The sequence below is a fragment of the Candidatus Pelagibacter sp. Uisw_101 genome, from assembly GCF_047727615.1.
Lineage (GTDB): Bacteria > Pseudomonadota > Alphaproteobacteria > Pelagibacterales > Pelagibacteraceae > Pelagibacter.
This window is the reverse complement of sequence record NZ_CP159821.1, coordinates 1,287,744-1,301,026: the sequence shown is the minus strand read 5'-3', so window position 1 is coordinate 1,301,026 and position 13,283 is coordinate 1,287,744. Positions and strand designations below refer to the sequence as shown.

The following is a 13,283-nucleotide window of genomic DNA, read 5'->3' as shown; positions in this document are numbered from 1 at the left end:
CATGAATAACGTGACTAAAAAATGGCTATTGATGAGAATAAGCTCTGTGGTGTTGATACCATTAATGACATGGTTTATTTTAAATTTAGTTTCAGTTTTCAATAAAGATTATGTTGATATTGTTAATTTTTTTTCAAATCAGCCATCTAAAATTTTAGTTTCTTTGTTGTTAGTTTTTGCCTATTTTTTTTCAGCTTTAAGTATTAGTGAGGTATTTGAAGACTATATACAGGATGAAAAAATCAAAAATGTCGCAAACAAAGCACTCAATATTTTTGCTATACTAGTTCCATTAATCACAATAATTATAATATTTAATTTAAACTAATGAGTTCATATAAAATAATAGACCATGAATATGATGTTATCGTACTTGGTGCGGGTGGCTCAGGCTTAAGAGCTGCTGTTGGTTTAAGTGAAGCTGGTTTAAAGACAGCCTGTATTTCAAAAGTATTTCCAACAAGAAGTCATACCTCTGCTGCTCAAGGAGGAATTTCTGCATCTTTAGGGAATATGGGTGAAGATGATTGGCGTTGGCATATGTATGATACTGTCAAAGGGGCTGACTGGTTAGGTGACCAAGATAGTATTGAGTATCTTTGTAAAGAAGCTCCAGCAGCTGTTATAGAATTAGAAAAATATGGAGTTCCATTTAGTAGAACTGATGATGGTAAAATTTACCAAAGACCTTTTGGTGGAATGACAAAAAATTATGGTAATGGAATTGTTCAAAGAACATGCGCAGCCGCAGATAGAACTGGACATGCAATACTTCATACCCTTTATGGACAAGCTTTAAAACATAACACTGAATTTTTTATTGAATACTTTGCTCTAGATTTATTAATGAAAGATGGTGAATGCAAAGGTCTTATTGCTTGGAATTTAAATGATGGAACAATTCACAGATTTAGAGCTCATAGTACAATAATTGCAACAGGTGGTTATGGAAAAGCTTATTATTCTGCAACTTCAGCACACACTTGTACTGGAGATGGAAATGCAATGGTTTTAAGAGCAGGTTTACCATTACAAGATATGGAATTTGTACAATTTCACCCAACAGGAATTTATGGACATGGAACTTTAATTTCTGAAGGTGTTAGAGGAGAAGGTGGCTATTTAGTTAATTCAAAAGGTGAAAGATTTATGGAGCGTTATGCACCAAAAGCTAAAGACTTAGCATCTAGAGATGTAGTAAGTAGATCAATGTCAATTGAGATTAATGAAGGAAGAGGTGTGGGTAAAGAACAGGATCATGTTCACTTACACTTAAGTCATTTAGACAAAAGTATTATTGAAAGTAGACTTCCAGGAATAACGGAAGCAGCAAGATTATTTGCAAATGTTGATGTAACTAAAGAGCCAATACCAGTAGTGCCCACTGTTCATTACAATATGGGAGGTATCCCAACAAACTATAAAGCTGAAGTATTAACAGGCAATGATTCTGAAACAGTTCCAGGATTAATGGCAATTGGTGAGGCTGCCTGTGTTTCTGTTCATGGAGCAAATAGATTGGGGTCTAATTCTTTAATTGACCTAGTTGTATTTGGAAGAGCCGCAGCTAGAAGAGCTGCAGAACTTGTAAAACCAGGAACTCCACACGAGGATATAGGAGAGACTGAAACAGAAAAATGCTTAGAAAGATTTGATAAATTAAGAAACTCTAATGGTGAAAACAGTACTGCAGAACTTAGACTTTCAATGCAAAAAACTATGCAATCAAAGTGTGCTGTTTTTAGAACAGAAAAAACACTTAAAGAGGGTGTTGATGATATTAGAAAAGCATACGATGGAATGGAATCAATTTCTGTAAAAGATAAGTCACTTGTTTTTAACACCGATTTAGTGGAAACATTGGAGTTTGATAATTTGATAAGACAAGCAATTACAACAGTGGATTCTGCTTATAATAGACAAGAGAGCAGAGGTGCACATGCAAGAGAAGATTTCCCAAAAAGAGATGATGAAAAATTTATGCAACACACTATTGCTTGGTGCAATGGAAAAGATTCAAAAATTGGTTATAGACCAGTTACTACATCAACTTTAACAAATGAAGTTCAATACTTTCCACCACAGGAAAGAGTTTACTAGTGGTTCAAATAAATTTACCTAAAAATTCAGAAGTTCAAAAAGGTAACTATTATCAAGATAAAACTGGATCAAAAAATATCAGAAAAGTAAATGTTTATAGATGGGATCCCTCAAATGGAGAAAACCCAAGAGTGGATACTTATGAAGTTGATATGGATAACTGCCCTTCAAAAGTATTGGATATTTTAAATAAGATTAAAAACGAAATTGACCCATCATTGGCTTATCGTAGATCTTGTGCACATGGCGTTTGTGGATCTTGTGCAATGAATATGGATGGGAAAAATGGTTTAGCATGCACAAAACCTCATTCAGAAATTGAAGGAGATATAAATATTTATCCACTACCTCACCTAAAAGTTAAAAAAGATTTAATTGGGGACTTAAGTGGATTGTACAAACAATATGAATCAATTGAGCCTTGGTTGAAAACAAATACAAAAGTTGAAACTACAGAAATTATTCAATCTCAAAAAGATAGAAAAAAATTAGATGGTGCATACGAATGTATCATGTGTGCATGTTGCTCCACTTCTTGTCCAAGCTATTGGTGGAATGAGGATAAATTTTTAGGTCCTGCAGTTTTGCTTCAAGCTTATAGGTGGATAGTAGATAGTAGAGATGATGAAAGAAAAGAGAGATTAAAAAAAGTAGCTGATGAACTTAAGTTGTATAGATGTCATACTATTATGAATTGCACCAATGCTTGTCCTAAGGGATTAAATCCAGCAAAAGCCATAGCTGAATTGAAAAAAATGCTTGCAACAAGCTAATTACCCCTTTAAATAACACCATTCATGAATTTATTAGAACATTTTGTTGGTGGAAAGCTAATTTCAGGCTCATCTGACAGAAAAAGCAAAATTTTCAATCCTGCAACGGGTGAACAAGAATCCGAAGTAAGGTTAGCTAGCAAAACTGACCTTGATCAAGCTGTAGAAGTAGCAAAAAAAGCTTTTGAAACTTGGTCACAGAAACCTCCCCTTCAAAGAGCAAGAGTGATGTTCAAATTTAAAGAGTTAATAGAAAAAAATACTGATGAACTTACAAAATTAATAGTTTCAGAACATGGTAAAGTTTATGAAGATGCCAAAGGTTCTTTAACAAGAGGACTAGAAGTAGTTGAGTTTGCATGTGGAATTCCACATTTACTTAAAGGAGAATTTTCAGAAAATGTAGGAACTAATGTGGATAGCTGGTCAATGCGTCAACCACTCGGAGTAGTTGCTGGTATTACACCTTTTAATTTTCCAGCAATGGTACCGATGTGGATGTTTCCTATTGCTATAGCTTGTGGTAATACATTTATTTTAAAACCATCAGAAAAAGATCCATCTTGTCCACTAAGACTTGCAGAACTACTAACAGAAGCTGGATTACCAGATGGTGTTTTTAATGTTGTTAATGGAGATAAAGAGTCTGTTGATGCAATCTTAACAAACAAAGATGTCAAAGCTGTAAGCTTTGTAGGTTCAACACCAATTGCTAAATATATCTATGAAAATTCTGCAAAAAATGAAAAAAGAGTTCAAGCTTTAGGTGGTGCAAAAAATCATTTAGTTGTAATGCCTGACTGTGACCTTGATGGCGCAGTAAATGGATTAATGGGTGCTGCATATGGGTCAGCAGGAGAAAGATGTATGGCACAATCAGTAGCAGTAGCTGTAGGTGATATAGGAGATGAGTTAGTTGCTCGTTTATCAAAAAAAGCTGAAGCATTGAAGGTAGGGCCTGGTATGGACAAAACATCTGAGATGGGTCCACTAGTTACTAAAGAACATTTAGAAAAAGTAAAAAGTTACGTTGATCTTGGAGTTGAAGAAGGTGCTAAATTAATTGTTGATGGAAGAAATATAAAACTTCAAGGATATGAAAATGGTTTCTTTATAGGTGGCTGTTTATTTGATCATGTTAAAAAAGATATGAGAATTTATAAAGAAGAAATATTTGGACCTGTTTTATCAGTCATAAGAGTTAAAACTTTTGAAGAAGCAACAAAACTAATTAATGATCATGAGTATGGTAATGGAGTAAGCATTTATACAAGAGATGGTGATTCAGCTAGAACATTTGCTAGTAAAATTCAAGTCGGTATGGTTGGAATTAATGTTCCAATACCTGTGCCAATGGCCTTTCATAGTTTTGGTGGATGGAAAAGATCATTATTTGGAGACAGTGCAATGCATGGTGCTGAAGGAATTAAATTTTATACAAAACTTAAAACAGTAACATCAAGATGGCCCTCTGGAATAAGATCTAATCCAGAATTTATCATGCCAACAATGAAATAAGGAAAAAATGAAAAAAATATCTTTAATAGGAGCAGGTCAAATTGGGGGCACTTTAGCTCACTTAATTGGAACTAAAGAAGTTGCTAATGAAGTTGTATTGTTTGACGTTGCAAGTGGCATAGCTAAAGGTAAAGCTTTAGATATTGCTCAATCTTCTTCTGTTGATGGCTTTAATGTAAAATTTTCAGGAACAGACAACTATGAAGATATAAAAGATTCTGATGTAATAATAATCACTGCAGGCATTCCAAGAAAACCAGGAATGAGTAGGGATGATTTATTAGGTATTAATTTAAAAATTATTAAACAAGTAGCAGAAGGTGTTAAAAAAAATGCACCTAATGCATTTGTTATATGTATCACTAATCCGTTAGACGTTATGGTGATGGCCTTTCAAAAATTTTCAGGGTTACCAGCAAATAAAGTAGTTGGAATGGCAGGAATTTTAGATAGCTCGAGATTTAAATTGTTTTTATCTTTAGAGTTGAATGTTCCTGTAAAAGAAATTGAAGCAATGGTTATGGGAGGTCATGGAGATACAATGGTTCCTTTACCAAGATTCACAAAAGTTTTAGGTAAGCCATTACTAGACTTAGTTAAAGAAGGAAAAATATCTCCAGAAAGATTAGAAGAAATTAACCAAAGAACTAGAGATGGAGGAGCTGAGATTGTTAAATATTTAGAAAAAGGTTCTGCATTTTATGCACCAGCAGCTTCGGGAGTGCAAATGGCAGAAGCATATTTAAAAGATGAAAAAAAATTACTTCCATGTGCAGTTCATTTAAATGGAGAATATGGAGTTAGTGATGTTTATGCTGGTGTACCAGTAATAATTGGTAAAGCTGGTGTTGAAAAAATAGAGCAAATTGACTTGGATGAAAAAGAAAAAAAAGAATTTATGCACTCGATAGATGCTGTGAAAGCATTATGGGAAGCTGCATCAAAAATAGACCCAGACCTATCTAAATAAATCATGAACATTCATGAACACCAAGCAAAAAAAATCCTAAAAGAATATGGAGCAGTTGTGCCTGAAGGTGTTTTTGGTTTCACAGTTGATGAGTTGCTTGAAAAAGCAAAATCATTAAAAACAGAAAAGTTTGTATTGAAAGCACAAATCCATGCTGGTGGAAGAGGTAAAGCAGGAGGTGTAAAAATTTTAGATACTATTGAAGAGCTAGGTGTTGCAGCAAAAGAATTATTGGGAAAAACACTTGTAACACATCAAACTGGCCCCGAAGGTAGAGAAGTAAAAAGATTATATGTGGAAGTATCTTCCAACATAGATAAAGAATTTTATCTATCGTGCTTAATTGATAGAGCAAGTTCAAAAATTGTATTTATTTCTAGTGATCAAGGTGGAATGGATATTGAAGAGGTTGCAGATAAAACGCCTGAAAAAATTATAACAACAAAAGTAGATATTGTTAATGAAATCTCAGATGCTGATTGTGAGAAAATAATTAAAATTTATAGTTTAACTGATGATGCTAAAAAGCAAGCAATAGCACTAATTAAATCAGTATATAATATGTTTTTAGGCACGGATGCTAATATGGTTGAGGTTAACCCACTAATATTAACTAAAGAAAAAAATATAATCTGCTTAGACGCAAAGGTTAATTTTGATTCTAACGCGCTATTTAGACATCCTGAAATTATAGAGTTAAGAGATTTAAATGAAGAAGATCCAGCAGAAATAGAAGCGAGCAAACATGATCTTGCTTATATAAAATTAGATGGAAGTATTGGTTGTATGGTTAATGGAGCAGGTTTAGCAATGGCAACAATGGATATAATTAAATTATATGGTGAAGAGCCAGCAAATTTTCTAGATGTTGGTGGTGGAGCTTCAAAAGAAAAAGTTTCTGCTGCGTTAAAAATAATTCTTTCAGATAAAAACGTTAAAGGCATATTAATAAACATTTTTGGTGGAATAATGAGATGTGATGTCCTTGCTCAAGGTGTTGTTGATGCTGCTAAAGAGATAAATATAAGCGTTCCATTAGTAGTTAGACTTGCAGGAACAAACTTTAAAGAAGGAAAAGAAATTTTAGATAATTCAGGATTAAAATTAATTTCAGCAGAAAATTTAGATGATGCTGCAAAAAAAATAGTAGAGGCTATAAAATAGAATGTCAGTTTTAATTAATAAAAATACAAAAGTTATATGTCAAGGTTTTACAGGTGCACATGGTACTTTTCATTCTGAACAAGCATTAAAATATGGAACAAATCTTGTAGGTGGAGTTACTCCCAAAAAAGGAGGACAAAAACATCTTGAACGTCCAGTATTTAATACTGTAGCTGAAGCTAAAAAAGAAGTTGGTGCAGATGCAACTATGATTTATGTGCCAGCAAAATTTGCAGCAGCAGCCATAATAGAAGCTATTGATGCATCTATTGAGCTTATAGTTTGTATTACTGAAGGTATACCAATTCAAGATATGCTTCGTGTCAAACAAAAATTAAATAATTCAAAAAGCAGATTGATAGGACCTAACTGTCCAGGAATAATTACTCCTGATGAATGTAAAATTGGAATTATGCCTGGAAATATTCACAAGAAAGGTTCTGTGGGAATTGTTTCAAGATCTGGAACTTTAACTTATGAAGCGGTTGCACAAACAACTGAAAACGGATTAGGACAATCTACTTGTATAGGTATTGGTGGAGATCCAATAAATGGAACAAACTTTATTGATTGTTTGGATTTATTTTTAAATGATGATGAGACGGAATCTATTCTTATGATAGGAGAAATTGGTGGTTCTGCAGAAGAAGAAGCAGCTGAATTTGTTAAAAACCACAAAATAAAAAAGCCAATGGTTGGATTTGTAGCTGGAATAACAGCACCCCCCGGAAGAACTATGGGGCACGCAGGAGCTATTATCTCAGGTGGTAAGGGTGGAGCAGAGGATAAGATTAAAAAAATGGAAGAATGTGGGATTACAATTGCAAAATCGCCATCTGAACTAGGCAAAACATTATTTAATAAATTATCTAATTGAAAATTATTTATCTGATATTATATCAATAAAATAGATGTCATCATCAAAAAATCTCGAATTCGAGAAAACGTCATTTCTTAGTAAATCAAATAGTGCATTTATAGAACAAATGTATTTAAGATTTATCAATAAAGACAAAGATCTCCCTGAAAGTTGGCAGCATTACTTTGAGGGTATAGGTGAAGATCTAAGTGTGATTGCCAAGGAAATTAATGGACCATCATGGAGTATAAAACAAAAAATTGATATTGATGAAATTGAAAAAAGAATCGAAGAAGATGAAAAAAAACTTTCTAATGGAAGTAATGATGCAAAAGTTAATTCAAAAGATTCAATCAAAAGTAATCTTAACTCAATTAGAGCTGTTGCATTAATTAGGGCCTATAGACAAAGGGGACATTTATTAGCAAAGCTTGACCCACTTGGAATGATGAAAACAGAGTATTTGGATGAATTACATCCTGAATATTATGGGTTCAAAAAAGAAGATTATAAGGAAAAAATTTATTTAGATGGTGTAATAGATAAAGAGCATTCTACTGTAAAAGAAATATTAAGTTTTTTAAACAAAACTTATTGTGGGCCAATTGGTTATGAATATATGCATATATCAAACCCAACTGAAAGAAAATGGCTTAGAGATAGAATTGAGCAGGATGAGAACTTTCTTCAATTTACAAAGAATGGTAAAGAAGCTATTTTAAACAAACTTATTCAAGCTGAGGGATTTGAAAAATTTTTACATACAAAATATGTTGGTACAAAAAGATTTGGATTGGATGGAGGAGAAAGCTTAATCCCTGCTTTAGAACAAATTATTAAAATTGCTGGTCAATCAGAAGCTAAAGAAGTTAAAATTGGAATGTCTCACAGAGGTAGGCTCAACGTGCTAGCAAACGTTTTACAAAAATCATACAAAAGAATATTCAATGAATTTGCGGGAGACGTTCAAACAACAGGAGAAGAAGGAGCGGGAGACGTAAAATACCATTTAGGAGCATCGTCGGATAGAAAATTTGATGGAAATTCTATACATGTTGGTCTTACAGATAACCCCTCGCACTTAGAGGCAGTTAATCCTGTTGTATTAGGACAGACAAGAGGAAAACAATTTTTTCATGAAGACAAAGAAAGAAATAAAGTTTTACCTATTTTAATACATGGTGATGCAGCATTTGCAGGCCAAGGTGTTGTGGCTGAATGTTTTGCAATGTCTGGCTTACCTGGCCATAATACAGGTGGAACAATTCATTTTATTGTTAATAATCAAATAGGTTTTACTACAAGCCCAAGGTTTGCAAGATCATCACCATATCCATCAGATGTTGCAAAAATGGTAGATGCCCCAATACTTCACGTAAATGGTGATGACCCAGAAGCAGTTGTTTATGCGACAAGAATTGCAACAGAATTTAGATTAAAATTTAACAGAGACGTTGTTGTTGATATAATCTGCTACAGAAGGTTTGGTCATAATGAAGGAGATGAACCTTCATTTACTCAACCATTAATGTATAAAAAAATTAGATCACACCCTACACCAGTAGAAGTATATGGAAGCAAATTAGTAAATGAAAATACACTTTCAGAGGATGAACTTAAAAGGTTTAAAACTGAGTTTAAAAGCTTACTAGATGATCAATACAAAAATGCAAAAGATTATAAACCAAAAATTGAATGGTATGAGGGAAGTTGGTCAAGATATAAACCAGAAAAAGGAAAGGATAAAAGAGGTGTAAGTGGTTTTGACCAGAAAAAACTTTTAGAAATTTCAGAAAAGATTAATTCAACACCAGAGGAATTAAATTTACACAAAACTATAATTAAAATTTTAAATACTAGAAGAGCATCAGTATCAGATGGCAAAGGTATAGATTGGTCAACAGCTGAAGCTTTGGCATTTGGCTCATTATTAGAAGAAGGTTATCCAGTAAGATTGGTTGGACAAGATTCAGGAAGAGGAACGTTTAGTCAAAGACACTCAGTTCTAAGAAATCAAGAAGATAACTCTAGATATGTTCCTCTAAATAATATTTCAAAAGTTCAAAAACGATATGAAATAGTAGATAGTTTTTTATCAGAATTAGCAGTTTTAGGTTTTGAATATGGTTATAGTTTAGTTCAGCCAAACACTCTAACAATGTGGGAAGCACAATTTGGTGATTTTGCAAATGGCGCACAAGTAGTAATAGATCAATTTATAGCATCAGGAGAGAGAAAATGGACAAGGGCATCTGGGTTAGTAATGCTTCTACCTCATGGTTATGAAGGCCAAGGACCAGAACACTCTTCAGCAAGACTAGAAAGGTTTTTACAACTATGTGCTAATGATAATATGCAGATAGTAAATTGTACAACACCTGCAAACTACTTTCATGCTTTAAGACGTCAAATGCATAGAGAATTTAGAAAGCCACTAATAATAATGACTCCAAAATCTTTATTAAGAAACAGACACTGTGTTTCAAATATAGAAGACTTTGATAAAGATACATTTTTCCACAGAATTTTATGGGATCATGCACTAGATGAAGAAAATGGATTTATAAAATTAAAAGAAAGCTCAAAAATTAAAAAAGTAATTCTATGTTCAGGAAAAGTTTATTTTGATCTGCTAGATGCCAGAGAGAAATTAAAAAAGGATGATGTAGTGTTGTACAGAGTTGAACAACTTTATCCTTTTCCAGTTAAAAGTTTAGTTAAAGAAATCAAAAAGTATGCAAAAAATGCTAAATTTTATTGGTGCCAGGAAGAACCAAAAAATATGGGAGCATGGTTTTCTGTAAGGGATTATATACAATGGACATTAGAAACTATTAACGCTAATAATAAGGAAATTTCTTATATAGGAAGAAGTCCAGACGCATCTCCTGCAACAGGGTTTGCAAAAAGGCATATTTCACAACAACAAGAAATTATTAACAAGGTTTTTGAATAAAAATGAGTGAAAAAATTTTAGTACCAGTTCTAGGAGAAAGCATTACTGAGGCGACAGTCGCTAAGTGGCTTAAGCAAGAGGGTGATACAGTTCAAGCAGATGAGGCAATTGTAGAATTAGAAACTGATAAAGTTAATTTAGAAGTTCCATCTCCCATAGATGGAGTTTTATCTGAAATATCTTCAAAAGATGGTGAAACTGTAGAAGTAGGTGCTCTTCTTGGTACGATAAGTCAAAATGGAACTCAACCATCTGAAAAAAAAATAATTACAAAAATCGAACCTAAAAAAACTGAAAATAATGTAGTTAATTTAGAAATTAAAAAAGAAGTTCCTAAAGTTTTTAAAGAACCTGAGGAGGAAGAACCTTTAATATTAACCAATGAGGTTAAAGAGGAGAAAACTGATTCTTCAAATAAAAATAATGAAATACTTTCACCAGCTGTAAGAAAAATGGTAGTTGAAAATAAAATTGATTTAAAAAAAGTTAGTGGCTCTGGTAAAGAGGGTAGAATTCTTAAAGGTGACCTAATTAGCATGATGGGAGAGAACCCACAACCATCAGAAAGAAAAATTAAATATGGTCAAGAAGAGAGAATTAAAATGTCTAGGCTTAGACAGACAATTGCAAAAAGATTAAAACAAGCACAAGAAAATGCAGCATTATTAACAACTTTTAATGAAGTTGATATGACTGGTATAATGGAAATGAGAAAAGAGAACCAGGAAGACTTCCAAAGCAGGTATGGAATTAAATTAGGGTTTATGTCATTTTTTGTAAAAGCATGTGTTGCAGCACTAAAAATGTACCCATCAGTTAATGCTGAAATTGATGGAGACGAAATTATTTATAAAAATTATTATAATATGAGTTTTGCAGTAGGAACTGAAAAGGGATTAGTAGTACCAGTATTAAGAGATGCGGATCAATTATCATTTGCTGATATCGAAAAAAATATTAAAACTATTTCTGAAAAAGCTAGAGATGGAAAAATAACCATAGAAGACCTTCAAGGTGGAACCTTTACAATTAGTAATGGTGGAGTTTATGGCTCAATGTTATCTACTCCAATATTAAATTTACCTCAATCTGGTGTGTTAGGTATGCACAATATAGTTGAGAGACCAATGGTAGTTGATGGTGAGATTAAAATTAGACCTATTATGTATCTTGCCTTGTCTTATGATCACAGAATTATAGATGGAAAAGAGTCAGTATCGTTCTTAAAAATGGTTAAAGAAAACTTAGAGGATCCAAGAAGGTTATTTTTAAATATTTAAATGTCAGATAAATTTCAAGCAGTTGTAATAGGTGGTGGTCCGGGAGGTTATGTCTGCGCAATAAGATTGGCACAATTGGGACTTAAAACAGCATGCATAGAGTCAAGAGGTTCATTAGGTGGAACTTGTTTAAATGTTGGGTGCATACCTTCTAAAAATTTATTAAATATTTCTGAAAATTATCATAAGGCACAAAATTTTTCTAAACTTGGCATAGAAGTGGGTGAGGTAAAACTTAATCTTCAAAAAATGATGCAAAATAAGGATAAAGCAGTAACAATATTAACTAAAGGTGTAGAATTTTTATTTAAGAAAAATAAAGTCACTTATTTTAAGGGCACTGGAAGCTTTAAATCTGCAAATAAAATCTCAATATTAGATGATCAAAAAAAAGAAACTATAATTGAAGCAGATAAAACGGTAATTAGTACAGGATCTGTACCAGTAGAATTGCCAGGAATGGAATTTGATGAAAAAATAATTGTATCTTCAACAGGTGCATTAACTCTGCAATCGGTTCCAAAAAAAATGGTTGTAGTTGGTGGAGGTTATATAGGATTAGAGATGGGATCTGTCTGGTCTAGATTAGGTGCTGAAGTTCATGTGGTAGAATTTCTTGATCATATTACGCCAGGAATGGATAGAGAAATATCCTCAGAATTTATGAAAATTTTAAAGAAACAAGGAATTAACTTCCACATGCAAACTAAAGTAGAGGGAATTACTAAAAACACCAATGGAGCTAGTGTTTCAACATCTAACAAAGATGGAAAAAAAATAAATTTTGACTGTGATGTTGTTCTTATATCTGTTGGCAGAAAACCTAACACTAACAATTTAAATTTAGAAGCAATTGGTGTTGAATTGGATGAAAAGAAAAGAATTATAACAAATAAAAGATTTCAAACAAATGTAAGTAATGTTTATGCAATTGGTGATGTAATAGATGGACCAATGTTAGCGCACAAAGCTGAAGATGAAGGTATTGCAGTTGCAGAAAATATAGCGGGACAATCAGGGCATGTAAATTATGATATTATTCCAGGTGTCGTTTATACAACTCCAGAAGTTGCTTCAGTTGGAAAAACTGAAGAGCAATTAAAAGAAGCAAATATAAAATACAAAATTGGTAAATTTTCGTTTATGGCAAACTCAAGAGCTAAAGCAATTGATGAAGCAGAAGGTTTTGTTAAAATTTTAGCTGATGAAAAAACAGATAAAGTTTTAGGAGCACATATTATTGGACCTCATGCAGGTGAATTAATTGGTGAAATTGGAGTTGCAATGGAGTTTGGTGCAAGTGCTGAAGATATTGCAAGAACGTGTCATGCACATCCAACATTTTCAGAAGCTGTAAAAGAAGCAGCTTTATCAGTAGATAAAAGAGCAATACACTCTTAGAACTCCCATATTATCCTATAAAATCCTAATACCCTTTAGTACCAATGATAATAATCGATTATCAAAAAATACTTAAATTTTTGTAATCGTTGGTATTCCACATTTATTAAAACATTATTTTTATAATTCTTGTTCTTTTCTTGGTTCATTCTTGGTTCAGGTATGTATTGCTGTTGTCACTCTAGGGTGTATTTTATCAATAACAATTATTAGTGTTAAATTTTGACACCTTTAAAATATTGATAATCGTTACTGTGTAGTG

The 13,283-nt window shown here is 32.7% G+C and carries 10 protein-coding genes; all 10 read left to right on the top strand.

Going from position 1 to position 13,283, the window contains the following annotated elements; translation table 11 throughout:
* Window position 1: 1 nt before the first annotated feature.
* The 10 genes from sdhD to lpdA are packed head-to-tail and all read left to right on the top strand — an operon-like array spanning window position 2 to window position 13,021.
* On the top strand, window positions 2-328 hold the full coding sequence (gene sdhD, locus ABXT48_RS06945) for a succinate dehydrogenase, hydrophobic membrane anchor protein (RefSeq protein ID WP_415286321.1): 327 nt from the start codon (window positions 2-4) through the stop codon (window positions 326-328).
* Window positions 328-2,100, top strand: coding sequence for a succinate dehydrogenase flavoprotein subunit (gene sdhA / locus ABXT48_RS06940; protein ID WP_415286320.1), 1,773 nt, complete (start codon window positions 328-330; stop codon window positions 2,098-2,100). Before sdhD ends, sdhA begins: the two co-directional genes overlap by 1 nt.
* On the top strand, window positions 2,100-2,873 hold the full coding sequence (locus ABXT48_RS06935; RefSeq protein ID WP_415278157.1) for a succinate dehydrogenase iron-sulfur subunit: 774 nt from the start codon (window positions 2,100-2,102) through the stop codon (window positions 2,871-2,873). The genes sdhA and ABXT48_RS06935 overlap by 1 nt, the downstream gene beginning before the upstream one ends.
* A 24-nt stretch (window positions 2,874-2,897) precedes the next feature.
* Window positions 2,898-4,391 carry a CoA-acylating methylmalonate-semialdehyde dehydrogenase gene (locus ABXT48_RS06930; RefSeq protein ID WP_415286319.1) on the top strand — a complete coding sequence of 498 codons (1,494 nt, stop codon included), beginning with the start codon at window positions 2,898-2,900 and terminating at the stop codon, window positions 4,389-4,391.
* 7 nt (window positions 4,392-4,398) lie between these two features.
* Entirely contained in the window at window positions 4,399-5,361 is a 963-nt protein-coding gene (gene mdh, locus ABXT48_RS06925; RefSeq protein WP_415286318.1) for a malate dehydrogenase, read from the top strand.
* A 3-nt stretch (window positions 5,362-5,364) separates the two neighbouring features.
* On the top strand, window positions 5,365-6,525 hold the full coding sequence (sucC, locus tag ABXT48_RS06920) for an ADP-forming succinate--CoA ligase subunit beta (RefSeq protein ID WP_415278155.1): 1,161 nt from the start codon (window positions 5,365-5,367) through the stop codon (window positions 6,523-6,525).
* A 1-nt stretch (window position 6,526) separates the two neighbouring features.
* Entirely contained in the window at window positions 6,527-7,402 is an 876-nt protein-coding gene (gene sucD, locus ABXT48_RS06915; protein WP_169035888.1) for a succinate--CoA ligase subunit alpha, read from the top strand.
* A 34-nt stretch (window positions 7,403-7,436) separates the two neighbouring features.
* Window positions 7,437-10,340, top strand: a complete 2,904-nt coding sequence (locus tag ABXT48_RS06910) for a 2-oxoglutarate dehydrogenase E1 component (RefSeq protein ID WP_415302896.1) — start codon at window positions 7,437-7,439, stop codon at window positions 10,338-10,340.
* A gap of 2 nt (window positions 10,341-10,342) precedes the next feature.
* Window positions 10,343-11,620: a 2-oxoglutarate dehydrogenase complex dihydrolipoyllysine-residue succinyltransferase gene (odhB, locus tag ABXT48_RS06905; protein WP_415278153.1), complete on the top strand. Its 1,278-nt coding sequence runs from the start codon at window positions 10,343-10,345 to the stop codon at window positions 11,618-11,620.
* Window positions 11,621-13,021 (top strand): dihydrolipoyl dehydrogenase, encoded by a 1,401-nt coding sequence (gene lpdA, locus ABXT48_RS06900; RefSeq protein ID WP_415286316.1) that lies wholly within the window; start codon window positions 11,621-11,623, stop codon window positions 13,019-13,021.
* Window positions 13,022-13,283: the final 262 nt, after the last annotated feature.

Coding starts and splice junctions, on each gene's coding strand:
- sucD (WP_169035888.1), top strand. CDS start 6,527: ATGTCAGTTTTAATTAATAAAAATACAAAAGTTATATGTCAAGGTTTT.
- ABXT48_RS06930 (WP_415286319.1), top strand. CDS start 2,898: ATGAATTTATTAGAACATTTTGTTGGTGGAAAGCTAATTTCAGGCTCA.
- odhB (WP_415278153.1), top strand. CDS start 10,343: ATGAGTGAAAAAATTTTAGTACCAGTTCTAGGAGAAAGCATTACTGAG.
- sdhA (WP_415286320.1), top strand. CDS start 328: ATGAGTTCATATAAAATAATAGACCATGAATATGATGTTATCGTACTT.
- sucC (WP_415278155.1), top strand. CDS start 5,365: ATGAACATTCATGAACACCAAGCAAAAAAAATCCTAAAAGAATATGGA.
- sdhD (WP_415286321.1), top strand. CDS start 2: ATGAATAACGTGACTAAAAAATGGCTATTGATGAGAATAAGCTCTGTG.
- mdh (WP_415286318.1), top strand. CDS start 4,399: ATGAAAAAAATATCTTTAATAGGAGCAGGTCAAATTGGGGGCACTTTA.
- ABXT48_RS06910 (WP_415302896.1), top strand. CDS start 7,437: ATGTCATCATCAAAAAATCTCGAATTCGAGAAAACGTCATTTCTTAGT.
- lpdA (WP_415286316.1), top strand. CDS start 11,621: ATGTCAGATAAATTTCAAGCAGTTGTAATAGGTGGTGGTCCGGGAGGT.